At 62.4% G+C, this 17392-nt stretch carries 12 protein-coding genes; 9 read left to right on the top strand and 3 right to left on the bottom strand.

Annotation, left to right across the window (positions count from 1 at the left end):
- Positions 1–47: 47 nt before the first annotated feature.
- The 3 genes from CRO06_RS03285 to CRO06_RS03275 all read right to left on the bottom strand — a co-directional run bounded on the left by CRO06_RS03285 (position 48) and on the right by CRO06_RS03275 (position 5738).
- On the bottom strand, positions 48–695 hold the full coding sequence (locus tag CRO06_RS03285; protein WP_022995878.1) for a TetR/AcrR family transcriptional regulator: 648 nt from the start codon (positions 693–695) through the stop codon (positions 48–50).
- Positions 692–2416 (bottom strand): class I adenylate-forming enzyme family protein, encoded by a 1725-nt coding sequence (locus CRO06_RS03280; RefSeq protein ID WP_097057722.1) that lies wholly within the window; start codon positions 2414–2416, stop codon positions 692–694. The genes CRO06_RS03285 and CRO06_RS03280 overlap by 4 nt, the downstream gene beginning before the upstream one ends.
- A 73-nt stretch (positions 2417–2489) precedes the next feature.
- Positions 2490–5738, bottom strand: a complete 3249-nt coding sequence (locus CRO06_RS03275; protein ID WP_097057721.1) for a carboxyl transferase domain-containing protein — start codon at positions 5736–5738, stop codon at positions 2490–2492.
- 258 nt (positions 5739–5996) lie between these two features.
- Here CRO06_RS03275 and CRO06_RS03270 point away from each other — a divergent pair, with 258 nt between their 5' ends.
- The 9 genes from CRO06_RS03270 (at position 5997) to CRO06_RS03230 (ending at position 17392) form a co-directional block, all read left to right on the top strand.
- Positions 5997–6992 carry an NADPH:quinone oxidoreductase family protein gene (locus CRO06_RS03270; protein WP_097057720.1) on the top strand — a complete coding sequence of 332 codons (996 nt, stop codon included), beginning with the start codon at positions 5997–5999 and terminating at the stop codon, positions 6990–6992.
- 230 nt (positions 6993–7222) lie between these two features.
- The gene (locus CRO06_RS03265; protein WP_097057719.1) at positions 7223–8818 is read left to right on the top strand and encodes a benzoate-CoA ligase family protein; all 1596 of its coding nucleotides are present in this window, start codon (positions 7223–7225) and stop codon (positions 8816–8818) included.
- Positions 8815–9609, top strand: coding sequence for an alpha/beta fold hydrolase (locus tag CRO06_RS03260; protein WP_097057718.1), 795 nt, complete (start codon positions 8815–8817; stop codon positions 9607–9609). Before CRO06_RS03265 ends, CRO06_RS03260 begins: the two co-directional genes overlap by 4 nt.
- A 161-nt stretch (positions 9610–9770) precedes the next feature.
- Positions 9771–11414 carry a 2,3-epoxybenzoyl-CoA dihydrolase gene (gene boxC / locus CRO06_RS03255; RefSeq protein WP_097057717.1) on the top strand — a complete coding sequence of 548 codons (1644 nt, stop codon included), beginning with the start codon at positions 9771–9773 and terminating at the stop codon, positions 11412–11414.
- 3 nt (positions 11415–11417) lie between these two features.
- A complete protein-coding gene (boxB, locus tag CRO06_RS03250; protein WP_022995871.1) occupies positions 11418–12869 on the top strand; it encodes a benzoyl-CoA 2,3-epoxidase subunit BoxB in 1452 nt (483 codons plus the stop codon).
- A 54-nt stretch (positions 12870–12923) separates the two neighbouring features.
- A complete protein-coding gene (gene boxA / locus CRO06_RS03245) occupies positions 12924–14099 on the top strand; it encodes a benzoyl-CoA 2,3-epoxidase subunit BoxA (protein WP_097057716.1) in 1176 nt (391 codons plus the stop codon).
- A 76-nt stretch (positions 14100–14175) separates the two neighbouring features.
- A complete protein-coding gene (locus tag CRO06_RS03240) occupies positions 14176–15378 on the top strand; it encodes an ABC transporter substrate-binding protein (RefSeq protein WP_080530917.1) in 1203 nt (400 codons plus the stop codon).
- Positions 15379–15444: 66 nt separating this feature from the next.
- Positions 15445–16305 (top strand): branched-chain amino acid ABC transporter permease, encoded by an 861-nt coding sequence (locus tag CRO06_RS03235; RefSeq protein WP_022995868.1) that lies wholly within the window; start codon positions 15445–15447, stop codon positions 16303–16305.
- Between the two features lie 10 nt (positions 16306–16315).
- Entirely contained in the window at positions 16316–17392 is a 1077-nt protein-coding gene (locus tag CRO06_RS03230) for a branched-chain amino acid ABC transporter permease (RefSeq protein WP_055100092.1), read from the top strand.

Genomic DNA, 17392 nt, shown 5'->3' with positions numbered 1-17392 from the left:
CACTCATGGTCGTTACGTCATCGCGATTGGTATTCTGATACCCGCCTCTATCCGCGCACTCCGATCAGTCTCAGATAAATCGCGGTGAACTCCTCCACCTTCTGTTCGAAGGCGCCGGCATCATCGGGCAGCTCCCGCGCGAAGCGAGTGAAGGTGGCGTTCATCACCCCCGCCAGCAACTCCGGATCGGCCACCGGGTCGGCCCGCCCTTCCGCCACCAGCCGTTCGACATAATGGGCCATGCGCCGGGCCGGGCGACGCCGCATCTCGTCACGCATGGCGCGCACTTCCTCATCCCCTTCCGCTTCATGGTCCACCACCGTGAGCAGCGCCGCGTTGGCGGCATGAGCGGCCAGAAAAGCGCGGGTGGCGGCCCGACCCAGTTCATAGGGGTCATCAATTCCGGGGAATTCATGGGCGGCAAGAAATTCGTCACGCAATGCCGCGACAACTTCGAGGAAGACCTCCCGTTTCGAGGCGAAGTAGGCATAGAACGCCGGCCGGGACACCTCGGCCTCGGCGGCGATGGCGCCGATGGAAGTGCCGCCGTACCCGGATCGGGCAAAGGCCCGTGCCGCCGCCTCCAGCAGCACCGTGCGCATGCGATGCTCCTCGCCGGCCCGCCGCTGACGGGCCGCCGCCCAGGCAGGCTGATTTTTGCCTGAAGCCGATTCCACGCCATGATCCGGCATCATTGAGGCTCCCGTCCCAGCTCCTTGAGGATCCGCTCACGCAACTTGTACTTCTCGATTTTATTGGTGGGGGTACGCGGAATCTCATCGATCAGCCGAATGTAACGCGGCCGCATGTACTTGGGCATGGTCTCCGCGGCGAAGTCGTGCAATGCCTGCTCGCTCAACTGCGCGCCCTGCTCCACCGTCACATAAGCCACCACATCGTCCTCATCGCCCTCGCTGCTGGCAATGGCAAACACCGCGGCCAGGGCCACGGCAGTATGTTGATTGAGCAAATCCTCCACCTGGAATGACGACAGGTTTTCGCCGCGCACCCGGATCCGGTCGCCGAGACGATCAAGGAAGGCGAACATGCCGTCTTCCAGCTGCATCGCCGCGTCGCCGGTATGAAACCACAGGTTGCGCCAGGCCGCGACGGTGGCCTCCGGCTTACCCAGATACTCACTCATGATCAGCCCCGGCAGCTTCGGACGCACCGCCAGCTGGCCCGGCTCACCGGGGCCGCACCGCTGGTCCTGCTCATCCAGTACCGCCACGTCCATAAACGGCGCCGGGTGTCCCATCAACCTCCTGGGCCGGTCCTCGCCGCCGGACAGGACCGCCATGCCCGCCGCCGCGGCCCGCTGTTTGACCTCCTCGTGGGACCGGCCCCGGTACAACTCCGCGGGCGTGCCCTCGCCTTCCGCGGTCTCCTCGAAAAGCAGACCAAGCGGAGAACCCGACTCGGTTTGTCCGAAACCGGCGGTGACGAAATCCAGCCCGAACCGGCGTGCCACCAGAGCGTGATGCTCGGGTAACGGCTGCATATGCACTTTGTTCAGGGTATTACGCCTGTCATCCGGCCGTTCCGGCGCCTTGGTCAGCCACGGGATCATCACATCCAGCAGGATCGCCGTGGTCGCTCCCCGTGAGGCGACGCGCTTCCAGAAATCACCGGGGCTGAAACGGTTCCATACCGCCACCTCACAGCCCACCCAGGCGGCACGCGCCACATTGGCGATGGCGCCACCGACGTGATACATGGGCAGATCGTTGTAGACCACATCGTCCGGAGTCAGCGGTTGCCGCAGTTTGAAGGTGTACTGCGCCATCCAGCGATACGGCTGCAGCACGCCCTTGGCCGGTCCGGTGGTGCCGGAGGTATAGACCACGTTGGCCGGATCATCAAAGCGCACGCTAATGTCCGGCCGTGTGGCCGGCGCGATGAGTGACGCCCAGGACGACTCAGCGAAACGGCTATCGACCTCGTCACGGTCATTCACATGATCGTGAGCATCGGCCGGCGGATCGTAGACGATCACCACGGGCGGCGCCGCCAGGTCACCGGCGACCTGATTGACCGCGCTCAACAGGGCCGGATCGGTCAGCAACAGCTTCGGCGCCGTGTCATTGAGCTGGTACGAAAGCAAGCGCCCGGTGTAGCTGAAATTCACCGGACAATACACGGCACCGGCCTTCCAGATAGCGAACATCATCAGCGCGCTCACCATGGGATTCAAGGTGAAGACGCTGACCCGGTCTCCCTTGCCAATACCGAGCGCGGCAAGGTTACCGGCAATGTGGTCGGTACGTACGCCGAAGTCGGCGTACGTGAGGGTGACGTCGTCCTCGCCGTAATGGAAGAATGCTCTTCCCCCAGCCACCTTCGCCCAGTGATCGAGCCGTTCGGTAATGATTTCGCCGTCTTCCCGCAGCAAGGCGGTCAGCTCCGTCTCATTCATTGTGGTTCCTCTCCCGAATCAAAGTCTGATTTGTTGTTATCGCGCCGTTTTTATTGTGCCCTTGTTTTTGTGATCAGGGCCGCGTACCAAACGCTGGCGGCCCAACCTGCTCGGGTAGCAATCGATAGGCGTCGCGCACCCAATCACAGAGTAAGGCGCGGCTGTCACGGGGATCGATGAGGTCCTGGGCGCCAAAGTGCTCGGCGGTTCGGAACGGAGACGAAATCGCCTTCAGCTCCGCGGCGATTTCGGCGATGGTGGCGGCCGGGTCGTCGCTGGCTTCGATCTGGGCGCGGAACGCGGCCTCGATGCCGCCCTGGACCGGGAGCGATCCCCAGTCGCCGGACGGCCATGACCAACTGCGGCTGGCGCGGTGACGATTGATGATGCCGGCGCCGCCGACACCGTAGACGCGGCGCAGAATGATCTCGGCCTGCGGCACCCGTGCCTGATAGACGGCGGCAATCGCCCGCGCTCCCGCACGGATGGTGGCGCGGCGCTCCGCCACCGAACCGATGGTCATGCCGGCCTGATCGGTGAGACTGACAATTGGCAAATGGAAAGTCTCGCACAGGTCCACCAGGCGGCCCACCGCCTGGGCGCCTTCCACCGACATGGTCGCGCCCCGCATCGGATCCGACGCGATCACGCCGACCGGGTGACCGTCCAGCCGCGCCAGAGCGGTGACGATACCGTCCCCGTACTCGGCATACGTGAACACGGAGCCGGCATCGAAGATAGCTTCCAGAATCGGCCCGATGGCGTACGGGTGTCTCGGGTTGCGCGGGATCGCACTCAACAGCGACGTCTCCCGACGATCCACCGGATCCGCCGATGCCACCACAGGCGGAGTCTCGAAGGCGCTGGCGGGCAAATAGCCCAGGAACGTGCGGATTACCGCGAAGGCTGCGGCCTCATCGGGCACGATCCGTTCCACCGAGCCGGTACCGCGATGTATGTCGGCGCCGCCAAGCTCCTCCTTGGTAAGGTCCTCACCCGTGCCACCACGCACTACCGGCGGGCCCGCGGTGAACAGCTGCCCCAGCCCTTCGACCATCACCGCCAGATGCGACATCACCAGACGCGCCGCTCCCAGCCCCACCGTCGGCCCCAGGCACGCCGCCGCCACCGGCACCAGGGAGAGGTTGTCCACCACCGCGTCCCAGGCCGGGTTGACCGGAATGTAAGTGAAGCCGTTCTCGCGCGCCGTCTTGACACTGCCGCCGCCACTGGCGCCATCGAGCAAACGCACTACCGGCAGGCGCATCTCGCGCGCGTAGCGCTCGGCATAGATCTGCTTATCGTGGATCGCGGCATCACCGGAACCGCCGCGTACGGTGAAGTCGTCCACGCCAAGCACCACCTTGCGGCCGGCCACCGCCGCCGTCCCGGCGACGAAGTTTGCTGGCAGGATGCTTTCGGCGCGCCCATCCACGTAGTCCACGAAACCGGTCAGGGCACCGATCTCACGGAAACTGTCCGGATCGGCCAAAGCGGAGATGCGCTCTCGTGCCGTCAACTTGCCCGCCGCCCGTTGCCGTTCGACTTTCGCCTTGCCGCCCATGGCCTCGGCGAGCTGGCGACGGCGTTCGATCTCCGCCACCTCCGCCGACCAGTCTTCCTCCACGGCCTCGGCGGTGAAGGCATCGGCATGGTCCACGGCGCTGCCATAAGCAAGCAGATCACCCTCGTCGACGAAGTCGCCCGCCGCCACGACCACCGCGTCCACACGCATGGATTCCGTGGCACGGACCACATGTTCCATCTTCATCGCCTCGACCACCAGGAGCGGCGCCCCCGCCGCGACCACATCACCGACGGCCACCTCGATACTCAGCAGCACACCTCCCAGGGGCGAGCGGGCGACGCTGGCGCCTTCCGGCGCCCTGGGCCCGGCTTTGCCGTCCCGCTCCGCCTTCACCGCCGTCGGCAGGTGGTGTCCGGGTCGCCGATGTTCAAGCAGTGCCGGAAGGTGCGTATCCAGATACCCGGTATCGAACCGTCCCCGCGCGAAATCCGGCTCGGTGAGAATGCCATGCAGCAAGTCCAGGTTGGTGGGAACCCCGGTGATTTCGAACTCCGCCAGCGCCGCGGCGGTTCTCCGGACGGCGCCGCCAAAATCCTCGGCATGACCGATAACTTTGGCGATCAGGGAGTCGTAGCGGGGACTGACACGGTAACCCTCATAGCCATAGGTATCCACACGCAGTCCCGGTCCGGAGGGCAAGGTGAAGGTGTCGACCACTCCGCTACCCGGTCGCGGCGCGCCCCCGGCATCCAGGGTTTCCAGATTGACCCGGGCCTGGATCGCGAACCCTCGCGGCACCGGCGGCTCCTCCAGGTCCATATCCGTCAATTGCGCTCCACTGGCGATGCGCAGTTGAGCCACCACCAGGTCAACCCCGGTCACTTGTTCGGTGATGGTATGTTCCACCTGCAGTCGCGGATTGGCTTCCATGAAGAACACCTCGTCACCGTCGACAAGGAATTCGAAGGTTCCCAAGCCGCGATACCTCAAGGCTCCGGCGAGTTGGAGCGCCGCGGCGATGATGCGGTCACGCTGGCCGGCTTCGAGCGCGGGACTCGGAGCGATTTCGATGAGTTTCTGATGGCGACGCTGGATACTGCAGTCGCGCTCGCCCAAATGCTGGACACTGACACCGTCACCCACCACCTGGATCTCGATATGACGGGGATCGCGGGCCAGGCGCTCCACGTAGAGAGCATCATTGCCGAAAGCCTGTCCGGCCTCGGACCGGCACCGCTCGAACGCGACCGGCAATTCGCCGCGGTCGATGACCGCGCGCATGCCACGCCCACCGCCCCCGGCCAGCGCTTTGATCATCACCGCTCCGTGCTCATCGGCAAACGCCTCCGCCTCGGCCAGCGTGGTGGCGCCAGAGGTGCCAGGCATGACGGCAACGCCCTGCTCCACCGCGAAGGCCCTGGCCCGTGCCTTGTCACCAAGCATGGTCAGGGTGTCGGCGCTCGGGCCGACGAAGACCACCCCCGCCTCGGCGCAACGGTGGGCGAAATCCGCGTTCTCACTGAGAAACCCGTAGCCCGGATGAATCGCGCCACAACCGGATGAGACAGCGGCGTCGATCAGGGCACCGGCATCCAGGTAGGCGGCCACCCCGGTGCCCGGCAGCGCTACCGCCTGGTCGGCGCGATGGACATGCAGCGCGTCTTTGTCGTCCTCGGGAAAGACCGCGACGGCCCGCCCTCCCATCTCATGAATCGCCCGGATGATACGTACGGCGATCTCTCCACGATTGGCCACCAGCACGCTGGTCACGCCATGGTCTGTGGTCCCGGCCATGAGCACCTCTTTGTTGTTGACATTAGTGTCAAAGCACTATGCGGGCGCTCCGTTTAATGCGTCAAGTTATTTTACGTTCTTCATGGCACCGCCGCCCGGCGCTTCCCGTTTGGCCAAAAGCGTAATGTTTTTCCCGGGCATCGGAGCGGTTCCGCCGTGTACAAAGTCCCCTCCCTGGCGTTACATCTCTACCTTCCAGACCCTCAGCCCCGACCTTCACCGCGGCACCGGAGCCGCCGGACAACAGGAACCCGGATCATGAAAAAAGTGATCGCCGAGTCGCTGGCATCCATCACCGACTATCAACTGACCGAAACCGGGCGTCCCACTCCTGGTGAAGGGGAATTACTAATACGCATCGCCGCCTGCGGGCTCGGCTATGTGGATTCCCTGGTGGCCCTCGGGCGCTATCAGGTGAAACCCACGCTGCCGCACACGCCTGGCCGAGAAGTGGCGGGCCGAATCGTCGCGGTGGGGGGCGGTATCGACCCATCGCGAGAGGGAGAGCGGGTGATGGCCACCGTCAACGGCGGACTGGCCGAGTACGCCCTGGCCCCGCAAGTGGAAGTGCGGCGGATCCCCGATGCCATGACGTTCGCCGAAGCAGCCGGGTTCCGCGTCAACTACCTGACCGCGCTGCACGGGCTGGTCGACCGCGCCGCGTTGCAGCCGGGGGAAACCGTGGTGGTGTTCGGCGCCGCCGGCGGTCTTGGCGCCGCCGGTGTCCAGGTGGCCAAACAACTCGGCGCCCGCGTGGTTGCCGTGGCGTCCTCCAAGGAGAAAAGGGCATTCTGCCAGGGACTGGGCGCGGACGAAGTACTGGATACCGAACCGGACGGCTGGCGGGACCGGCTGCGGGCCGCCTGCGGTGGCGTGGCACCGGACGTGGTGTTCGATCCGGTATGCGGCCCGTTATTCGAGCCGGCTTTCCGCTCTCTGCACTGGCGTGGCCGCCATCTGGTGCTGGGATTTACCGGCGGACCGATTCCCTCGTTGCGGGTCAATCTGCCGCTGATGAAAGGCGCGGGTCTGATCGGCGTGGATGTCAGGCAGTTTCTGCAATTGGAAGAACAGCGGGGTCAGGCGCATCTGGCGCACCTGTTGAGCTGGGTGGATGATGGCCGGCTGCAACCGCCGGTGGGGCGCGCCTTTCCTCTGGAGGCGTTTGCCGAGGCTCTGGAGTTCGCGCTGAGCGGCACCGGCTTGGGTAAAACCGTGGTCGAAATCGCCGACTTGGAAAGCGCCGATCTGTAAGGCCGTTGGCCGCCGGATGGGACGACGATACGGCGGCCATTCCCTCCCTGGGGGCCTTATCTCAAAAAGCGCACTATATTTCAAAATACATATCATAAATCAATAACCCTACCCCTCCCTGCCTCTTGCCCTTGCCGCATCATGCATTATAGTACATGTCAGTGTACTGGCTGTACCTAGCACCGAATCGATAACCACAACAATCTCGACAGCAAGGGAGAGAAGCCGACATGACCCAAGCCAAGGCTATGCACGAGCCCGCCGCTGACACCCTGCCCCGTCATTTCAACGCCGCCGACCACTTCATCGACCGCCATTTGCGGGAAGGCCGCGCCGGACACCTGGCGATCATCGATCGCGATGGCGAAATGAACTACGCACGCCTTGCCGAACGGGTGGCTCGGGCCGCCTCCATGTACCGTGCCCTGGGACTACGCCAGGAAGACCGGGTGGCGCTCGCCATGTCCGACAGTGCCGACTACCTCGCTTGTTTCTGGGGCGCGTTGAAAGCCGGTGTTGTGCCGGTCTGCCTGAACACCCTGCTCACCCCGACCCAATATCGTTACATCCTCGGCGATTGCCGTGCCCAGGTATTGATCGTGGAGCAGTCCCTTTATGCCCAATTCGCCGAGTTGATTCCGGAGCTGTCCAATCTCGAAAAAGTGATCGTGGTGAATGGCCGCGAGGCCAACCAAGACACCCTGGCGGGGCTGCTCGATAACGCCTCCGCGGAAAGCCGCGCCGCCGCGACAACCTGCGACGATATTGCCTTCTGGCTGTATTCTTCCGGCTCCACCGGCAACCCCAAGGGCGTTCCCCATCGTCACGCCAGTTTGTATTGGACCGCCGAGCTGTACGGCAAGGGGGTATTGGGTATTCAGCCCCATGACCGTATTTTTTCCATCGCCAAACTGTTCTTCGCCTACGGTTTGGGTAACGGCATGACATTTCCGTTGTCGGTGGGCGCCACCGCCATCCTTTACGACGGCCGCCCGACCCCGGCGGCCGCGCTGGACATCATGGAGCGGCACCAGCCGACTATTTTTTGCGGCGTCCCAACGCTGTACGCGGCCCTGCTGGCCGATCCCGAATTGGCGCGGCACCCCGGATCAAAGGCCTTGCGCCGCAGTATTTCCGCCGGCGAGGCGTTACCGAAGGAGACCGGCGAACGATGGGAAAAGCGCTTCGGCTCCCCGATTCTTGACGGCGTCGGCTCCACCGAGATGCTGCACATCTATCTCACCAATCAGCCCGGTGACGTTCACTACGGTTGCTCTGGCCGCCCGGTACCCGGCTACCAAGTGAAGCTGGTGGATGAAAATGGCGACGACATCGAAACGGCCAATGAGATCGGAGAAATGCTGGTGAAAGGCCCCAGCGCCGCCAGCGGCTACTGGAATCAGCGGGACAAAAGCCTGCGCACTTTCGTTGGCGAATGGACCTGTACCGGCGACAAATACTATCGCGATGAACAGGGCCGCTATCACTACTGTGGACGCAGTGACGACATGTTCAAGTCCGGCGGCAACTGGGTCTCTCCGTTCGAGGTGGAGTCCACGCTGATGCAACACGAGGGGGTCATGGAAGCGGCGGTGGTGGCACGCAGCGACGACACCGAAAACCTCAAGCCGGCGGCCTATGTGGTGTTGAAAGCCGCCGTCGCCGACAAAGAGGCATTCAGCCGGGAGCTGCAGGACTTCGTGCGCTCACGTATTGAACTGTGGAAATACCCGCGCTGGGTGTATTTCGTTGATGAGCTGCCGAAAACCGCCACCGGCAAAATCCAGCGCTTCAAACTGCGGGCCAGGGAACAGGTGCCGGCATGACGCTGACAGCGTTGACCGTCTTGGGTGTGCGGTTGGAAGCCGCCTGGTTTGGCCCTCCTCCGGATCAGGCCGCCACCCTGGTGCTGCTCCATGAAGGGCTGGGCTGCGTGGCGTTGTGGAAAGCGTTTCCACAGCGCCTGGCGGAACTGACCGGATGTGGTGTGCTGGCCTACAGCCGCGCCGGCTATGGCGCTTCCGATCCGGTCACTCTGCCGCGTCCATTGAGCTACATGCACGAAGAGGCCCGCGAGATTCTGCCTCGGGTACTCGACGCCGCCAACGTGCAGCGGGCGGTGCTGGTCGGCCACAGCGACGGCGCGTCCATCGCCCTGATCAATGCGGCGGCCGTGGTCGATCCAAGGGTACGCGGCCTGGTCCTGATGGCGCCCCATGTGTTTACCGAGCCGATGGGGCTGGACAGCATCCGCACCGCCCGGGAGGCCTGGCAAAGCGGCTCGCTGCGTCAGGGTCTGGCCCGTTATCACCGTCATGTGGATGTGGCGTTTCAGGGGTGGAACGACGCTTGGCTGGATCCGGATTTCGCCGCCTGGAATCTGCAGGGGTTCATTCCCGGTATCCGGTGCCCTTCGCTATTGCTGCAGGGGCGCCAGGACCAGTACGGAACCCACAAACAGCTGGACGCCATTGAGGCGGGTTGTTCCGGGCCCTGCCAGGTGGTCTGGCTGGATCACTGCGGCCATTCTCCTCACCGCGAACAGCCTGAAGTTACTTTGGAAACCATCCGGCATTTTGTCGCGGATCTCGCCCTGAAGGGCGCCCCTTCATCCTGAATCAGGAACTATAAATCATACCTCTTGCCATGAATGGCATTTTAATTCATTATTTCCCCATAAAATGCATTATAGTTCTTGCTCGGGTCTGATAATGACCCTCCCGAATACATCGGACTCTCTGGAACCGCGCCACCCACAACAACCGAAGAGGCAGCGAAATGATCGACTTCCGGACCTCCCCCGACCAGTACCGGCACTGGCGACTGACCACCGACGGCCCCGTCGCCCATGTGACCATGGCGGTGAATGAAAACGCCGGCCTGTTCGACGGCTATCAATTAAAGATGAACTCCTATGACCTGGGCGTGGACATTGAACTCAACGACATTGTCCAGCGCCTGCGTTTCGAGCACCCGGAAGTAAAAGCCGTGGTGCTGGCATCCGCCAACGAAAAAATCTTCTGCGCCGGCGCCAATATCCGCATGCTCGGCGGCGCCAGCCATGGCCACAAGGTGAACTTCTGCAAGTTCACCAACGAAACCCGCAATGCCATCGAGGAAGCCAGCGCCGAATCCGGACAGATCTGGATGTGCGCGGTGAACGGCACCGCCGCCGGCGGCGGTTATGAACTGGCCCTGGCCACCGACCATATTCTGCTGATCGACGACGGCACCACCACGGTGTCACTGCCGGAAGTCTCTCTGCTCGCGGTGTTGCCGGGCACCGGCGGTCTCACCCGTGTCACCGACAAGCGCAAGGTACGCCGGGATCGGGCCGACATCTTCTGCAGCATGGAAGACGGCGTTCGCGGCCAGCGCGCGCTCGACTGGCGGCTGGTGGACGAGTTGGCGCCGGCCTCGCAATTCGATCAGGCGGTAACAGCCCGTGCCCGGGAACTGGCGCGGCGGTCCGATCGTCCGGACAACGCCAATGGCGTGCTCTTTTCACCGCTGAATCGTGAAATCGGCGAGCACAGCATCCATTACCGCCATCTCAGCGTGGAGTTGGACAACAGCCGACGCACCGCCACCCTGATTGTGCACGGCCCGCAACAGGACGCCCCCGGCTCTGTCGCGGATGCCCAGGCTCAAGGCGACGGTTTCTGGCCGTTGGCGCTGGCCCGTGACCTGGACGACGCCATTCTGCATTTGCGCCTCAATCAGCCGGAGATGGGCACCTGGCTGATAAAAAGTCAGGGCGACGCCCCCCGCATCGCCGGCTACGAAAGCCTGCTGCAGCAGGAACACTGGCTGATGCGTGAAATCCGCCTGTTCTGGAAACGCACTCTCAAGCGTCTTGACGTGACTTCCCGCACCCTGTTCGCCCTGGTGGAGCCGGGAAGCTGCTTCAGTGGTTTGCTCGCCGAGCTGGTGTTCTGCGCCGATCGCAGCTTCATGCTCGACGGCCAGTGGGAGCAGGACGACACCCCAGCCGCGAAATTGCAGCTGAGTGCGATGAACTTCGGCGCCCTCCCCATGAGCAACGGCCTTACCCGGCTGGAAACCCGATTCTACGGCGAACCGCAAAGCGTGCAGCGCGCCCGTGAACAACAAGGACAACCACTCGATGCCATGGCCGCCCTGCGCGGCGGCTTGATCACCGAAGCCTACGATGACATCGACTGGGACGAGGAACTGCGGCTGCTGATCGAGGAACGATCCAGCTTCTCCCCCGACGCTCTGATCGGCATGGAAGCGAACCTGCGCTTTACCGGCCCGGAAACCATGGAAACCCGTATCTTCGGGCGACTCACCGCCTGGCAAAACTGGATCTTCCAGCGCCCCAACGCCGTCGGCCGGCAAGGCGCCCTGCAACTGTACGGCAGCGGCTCTCGCCCCACCTACAACTTCGAGAGGATTTAACCCATGACCGCCTTGAAACAGGAAGTGAACTACGACGATCTGATTCCCAACAACGTCAATCTGTCCGAGGATCGCCGCCTGCGCAAAGCGCTGGAAGCCTGGCACCCCGGCTTTATCGATTGGTGGAAGGACATGGGCCCGGATGGTTTCCAGGACACGCCAGTGTATCTGCGCACCGCCGTCGGCGTGGATCCCAAGGGCTGGGCGGAATTCGGTTACGTGAACATGCCGGAGTACCGCTGGGGCATTCTGCTGGCGCCCGCCGAGGAAGGCCGTACTATCCCCTTCGGCAAACACAAGGGCGAACCGGTGTGGCAGGAAGTGCCCGGCGAATACCGCGCCATGCTGCGCCGCCTGGTTGTCATCCAGGGCGACACCGAACCTGCCTCGGTGGAACAGCAGCGTCATCTCGGCAAGACCGCCCCTTCCCTCTACGATCTTCGCAACCTGTTCCAGGTCAACGTGGAAGAAGGCCGTCATCTGTGGGCCATGGTTTATCTGCTGCACAAATACTTCGGCAAGGACGGACGCGAAGAGGCGGAAAATCTGCTCAAGCGCACTTCCGGCGATAAGGACAAGCCGCGCATGCTCGGTGCCTTCAATGAAGAGACTCCGGATTGGTTGTCGTTCTTCATGTTCACCTTCTTCACTGACCGCGACGGCAAGATGCAACTGGAGTCCCTGGCGCAATCCGGCTTCGATCCGCTATCGCGTACCTGCCGCTTCATGCTCACCGAGGAAGCCCATCACATGTTCGTGGGGGAGTCTGGTATCTCCCGCATCATCCAGCGCACCTGCGAAGCCATGAATGAGGCCGGCATCACCGACCCCACTGATGTGGAGGCGGTGCGCAAGCTGGGCGTGATGGACCTGCCGATGATCCAGCGCAAGATGAATTTCCATCTTGCCGTGACGCTGGATCTGTTTGGCAACGAGGTCTCCACCAACGCCGCTTCCGCCTATGAAGCCGGTATCAAGGGCCGTTACCAGGAAACCCGGATCGACGATGACCATCAACTGCACAACGACACCTACGCGGTCCTCAAGGTGGTCGACGGTGAATTGAAGATGGTGGAAGAAACCGCCCTCAACGCTATCAATGCCCGGCTGCGTGATGACTACGTCAAGGACGCCGAGGGTGGCGTGAAGCGCTGGAACAAATTGATCAAGAAAGCCGGCTTTGATTATGAACTGTCGTTGCCTCACATCGCCTTCAATCGTCAGATCGGCGAGTTCAGCGGCCTGTTCGTTTCCCCTGATGGTGCCGTTATCGACCAGTCCATCTTCGAAGCCAATCGCGGCACCTGGTTGCCCACCGCCTCTGATCTCGCGTACCTGGACTCACTGATGAGGCCAGTCACCGAACCCGGCCAATACGCCGGTTGGATCGCGCCCCCCAAAGTCGGCATTGATAACAAACCCGGCGACTTCGAGTACGTGCGTCTGGCCGGCTGACTTTGCCGCTGCGCGGGCGTCGCGGCGCCCGCGGCAAGAGCGAGAGGACACATCATGAGTTTGTTGCGACAACACCTTATCGATCCGGAAATCTGCATCCGTTGCAACACCTGCGAGGAAACCTGCCCGATCGATGCGGTCACTCACAACGAAGACAACTATGTGGTGGATGCGGACAAGTGCAACTACTGCATGGACTGTATCGCCCCCTGCCCCACCGGCGCCATTGACAACTGGAGGCTGGTCAACGAGCCCTTTACCACCGAGCAGCAGTTCGAGTGGGATGAGCTGCCGGAAGAAAACACCGAAGCACTGAGTGACAGCGATACCCCCGACGATGACGACGAAGTCCGCGAACTGCTGGCCCAGGCCCACGCCGGCGTGCGCGCCCGCGCGCCGGACTCCGCCGGCAAGCCGTTGTTGAACATGTTCACCCGTTCGGCGCCCGCCCGCGCCCGGGTGGTGGGCAATTACCGTATAACCGCCGAAGACACCGAATCCGACATCCGTCATATCGTGCTGGATTTCGGCGCCACCGCCTTTCCGGTACTGGAAGGACAAAGCGTGGGTATCCTGCCGCCAGGCCAGACCGGTACCGGTAAACCGCACAAAATGCGACTGTATTCCGTCGCCAGCCCCCGCGACGGGGAGCGCCCCAATCACAACAATCTGTCACTGACGGTAAAGCGCGTGAACGGCGGCGTTGCCTCCAACTTCATCTGCGACCTGAACAAGGGCGACGAGGTGGAAGTGGTGGGACCGTTCGGGGACAGCTTCCTGATGCCCGAGCACCCGGACGCCAACATCATCATGATTTGTACCGGTACCGGATCGGCGCCCTTTCGCGCCATGACCGAACGCCGGCGCCGCAAGCAGCCGGACGCCAACGGCCGGCTGGTGTTGTTTTTCGGCGCCCGCACTCCCAATGAGCTGCCCTATTTCGGCCCGCTCAGTAAGCTGCCAGACAGTCTCATCCACAAGGAACTGGTGTTCTCCCGGCTGCCGGATGCGGACAAGGAATACGTCCAGCACCGGATGAAGGCGCGCGGCAACCTGCTTGGCGAGTTACTTGGCAACAGCCACACCCACATTTACATCTGCGGCTTGAAAGGCATGGAGCAAGGCGTCGAGGAATCGCTCCATATGATCGCGGAAAAACACGGACTCGACTGGCCCGTTTTACGCGACGACATGGTCCGCCTCGGGCGCTATCACGTGGAGACCTACTAGGGTCTGCTCGGGATCCCATTAAACCAAAGCATTACAACAAAAAAACGGGCAGGACTGGCCTGCCAGGAGAGAAAAAATGAAACAAACACGCATACGCAAACACACCCGACACCTGCTGACCGGCCTGGGGCTCTTCTTGTTGGCTTCGTTGCAACCCCTATTGGCGCAACAAAACGAGGCAGGACAGGCAGCGCCGGTAAAACTCGGACTGATGCTGCCCTATTCAGGCACCTACGCTCCCCTTGGCGAATCCATCACCAATGGCCTGAAACTGGCGATCAAACAAAACGGTGATCAACTGGGCGGGCGCCCGGTGGAATACGTTGTCCTCGACAGTGAGGCCGACGCCTCCAAGGCGCCGCAGAACATGAGCCGCCTGGTCAAGGGCGACAAGGTTGATGTGGTCATTGGTCCGGTGCACTCCGGCGTGGCCATGGGCATGTTGAAAGTGGCGAAGCAGACCGGCGCCATCATGATCATCCCCAATGCCGGCCTGGGCGCGGCCACCGGGCAACTGTGCATGCCCAACGTGTTCCGTACTTCTTTTTCCATGTGGCAGGACAGCTACCCCATGGGCAAGGTGGCCTATGATCGTGGACACCGCAAAGTCGTGACCATCACCTGGAACTACGCCGGCGGCAAGGAGGATATCGCTGGCTTCGAGGAGTCCTTCACCAAAGCCGGCGGTGAGATCGTCAAACAAATCCTCGTGCCGTTCCCGGAAACCCAGTTTCAGCCCTATCTGACGGATATCGCCAGTATCAAGCCGGATGCGGTCTACACTTTCTTTGCCGGTGCCGGCGCGGTCCGCTTCGTACGCGACTATGCCAAGGTGGGTTTGAAGGACAGTGTGCCGCTGCTGGGTTCCGGGTTCCTCACCGACGGCAATCTGGACGCCCAGGGCGAAGCCGCCGAGGGCATCCTCACCACCCTGCACTACGCCGACGGTCTCGATTCGGATGTGGATCGCACCTTTCGAGAAGCCTATGGCAAAGCCTATGAGCGCGAGCTCGATACCTATGCGGTGCAGGGTTACGACGCCGGTATGATGCTGGTCCAGGCACTGGATCAGACCGACGGCGACAGCGCCGACAGGGACGCGCTGATCTCGGCGCTGGCCAGCGTCAAGCTGAACAGCCCGCGCGGGCCGGTCACCTTCTCCAAGGCCCACCATCCAATCCAGAACATTTATCTCCGCCAGGTCAAGGGCGGTCGCAACCAGGTCATCGACGTCGCCAGCCGGGCCCTGGAAGACCCGGCCCGTGGCTGCCGTATGTAGATCGATCAGGCGACCCGCGAAGCAGGGGCACGCCCCTGCCGGGCAACCGACCCGAGGAGAACGTTCATGGATCCCGTATTCATTGCCATACAGCTGCTCAACGGGCTGCAATATGGCCTGCTTCTGTTTCTGATCGCCAGCGGGCTGACGCTGATTTTCGGCATCATGGGCATTATCAATCTCGCCCACGGCGCCATGTATATGATCGGCGCCTATCTGGCCTATGATCTGACTTTGCGCACCGGCAGCTTCTGGCTCGCCTTGCTGCTGGCCGTGCCCGTCGCGGTGGTGTTGGGGCTGCTGATCGAGCGGCTGTTTCTCGGCACGCTGTATCGGCGTGATCACCTTTACCAGGTGCTGCTGACCTTCGGCTTGATCCTGGTACTCAACGAGGCCCAGCGCATCATCTGGGGCAGCGATGTGCTGAGCGTGCCGGTGCCTGCCTCCCTCAATGGCAACATCGCCTTGACCGGGAATCTCCAATACCCGGTCTACCGGCTGTTCGTGGCCGCCATCTGTCTGCTGGTGGCGGGGGGCATATATTGGATTATCCGCCATACCCGCCTGGGTATCGTCATCCGCGCTGGCGCGGTCAACCGCGACATGGTGGAAGGGCTCGGTATCGACGTTCGCACTCTGTTCACGCTGATTTTCAGTATCGGCGTGGGGCTGGCCGCATTTGCCGGCATGCTCTCCGCGCCGATGACGTCCCTGTACCCGGGCATGGGTGACAACATCCTTATCACCTGTTTCGTCATTGTCGTGATCGGAGGTATCGGCTCGATCAAGGGCGCCTTCCTCGGTTCCCTGCTGATAGGACAGGCGGCAACCTTTGGCCCGGTGCTGCTCCCCGCTCTCGCCAGCGTCATCATCTATCTGATCATGGCGGCCGTGCTCATTATCAAACCGCGCGGGCTGTTCGCCTGAGGAGGATACAATGCTTCACAGCTACCCCAAGCGCGTACCGATAATCATGCTCGCGCTGACCGTTCTGCTGGTGTTCTATCCTCTCTGGGGTCCCATTCTGATCGGTGACGGCAGCGATTTTTTCCTGGAAAAGTTGACCTTGATGCTGATTCTCGGCCTGTTCGCCATGAGCCTGGATCTTCTGGTGGGCGTGATTGGCCTGGTCAGCCTGGGACATGCCCTGTTCTTCGGTCTCGCCGGATATACCCTGGCGCTGGCCAGCCCCTCCTATAACGCCGCTTCGCTGTGGTGGATGCTGCCACTGGTGATGCTGGTGAGTGCCGTGTCCGCCCTGGTGATTGGCGCACTGGTGCTACGCACCCGGGGTATTTTCTTCATCATGACCACTCTGGCTTTCGGCCAGATGCTCTACTATCTGGTCAGTGACGCCAGCTTCACCGGCGGCAGCGACGGCCTTTTCATCATGTTCAAACCCACCCTGACCATCGGCGACCAGACGCTGATCGATCTCGAGAATCCGCTGCAGTTCTTTTATTTCGTCATGGGCATGACCCTGCTTACCTACCTGTTCCTGCACTGGTTGATACGTTCCTACTTTGGCCAGGTGCTCGACGGCATCCATGACAACGAACATCGTATGCAGGCGCTGGGTTATGCCACCTACGGCTACAAGCTGGCGGCTTTCGTCATCTCCGGAGTGCTGGCTGGCGTCGCCGGCATGCTGGCGGCCATGCAGTATGGCTTCGCCAACCCGGCGCAGTTGGGGTGGCACCTGTCCGGTGAAGTGCTGATGATGGTCATTCTTGGCGGCATGGGCACGTTGTTCGGTCCGTTACTCGGCGCCTTCGCCTACGAGCTGTTGCACTACGCCTTCGAGCATCTGACCGTCTATTGGCAACTACTGATGGGGCTGACGATTATTTTGATCGTATTGGTGTTACCGAAGGGCTTGGCCGGCCTCATTCTCGACCCGCCCCGCCTCGGGCTGCCGAGGATTGGGGTTGGCGGATTATTCCGCACCCGTCCCGCCGCTTCAAACAAAACGCGTCTGGGTCTCGCCGGGCCGCAAAAGCACGAGGAGGGCTGA

The sequence above is a fragment of the Alloalcanivorax xenomutans genome (genome assembly GCF_900217905.1).
Classification (GTDB): Bacteria; Pseudomonadota; Gammaproteobacteria; order Pseudomonadales; family Alcanivoracaceae; genus Alloalcanivorax; species Alloalcanivorax xenomutans.
This window is presented reverse-complemented; position numbering and strand designations above follow the sequence as displayed.

Excerpts from the sequence above, each read along its gene's own strand:
- CRO06_RS03260 (WP_097057718.1), top strand. The coding sequence starts at position 8,815 with ATGACGCTGACAGCGTTGACCGTCTTGGGTGTGCGGTTGGAAGCCGCC.
- CRO06_RS03280 (WP_097057722.1), bottom strand. The coding sequence starts at position 2,416 with ATGAATGAGACGGAGCTGACCGCCTTGCTGCGGGAAGACGGCGAAATC.
- boxA (WP_097057716.1), top strand. The coding sequence starts at position 12,924 with ATGAGTTTGTTGCGACAACACCTTATCGATCCGGAAATCTGCATCCGT.
- CRO06_RS03235 (WP_022995868.1), top strand. The coding sequence starts at position 15,445 with ATGGATCCCGTATTCATTGCCATACAGCTGCTCAACGGGCTGCAATAT.
- CRO06_RS03285 (WP_022995878.1), bottom strand. The coding sequence starts at position 695 with ATGATGCCGGATCATGGCGTGGAATCGGCTTCAGGCAAAAATCAGCCT.
- boxB (WP_022995871.1), top strand. The coding sequence starts at position 11,418 with ATGACCGCCTTGAAACAGGAAGTGAACTACGACGATCTGATTCCCAAC.
- CRO06_RS03240 (WP_080530917.1), top strand. The coding sequence starts at position 14,176 with ATGAAACAAACACGCATACGCAAACACACCCGACACCTGCTGACCGGC.
- CRO06_RS03275 (WP_097057721.1), bottom strand. The coding sequence starts at position 5,738 with ATGGCCGGGACCACAGACCATGGCGTGACCAGCGTGCTGGTGGCCAAT.
- boxC (WP_097057717.1), top strand. The coding sequence starts at position 9,771 with ATGATCGACTTCCGGACCTCCCCCGACCAGTACCGGCACTGGCGACTG.
- CRO06_RS03270 (WP_097057720.1), top strand. The coding sequence starts at position 5,997 with ATGAAAAAAGTGATCGCCGAGTCGCTGGCATCCATCACCGACTATCAA.
- CRO06_RS03265 (WP_097057719.1), top strand. The coding sequence starts at position 7,223 with ATGACCCAAGCCAAGGCTATGCACGAGCCCGCCGCTGACACCCTGCCC.
- CRO06_RS03230 (WP_055100092.1), top strand. The coding sequence starts at position 16,316 with ATGCTTCACAGCTACCCCAAGCGCGTACCGATAATCATGCTCGCGCTG.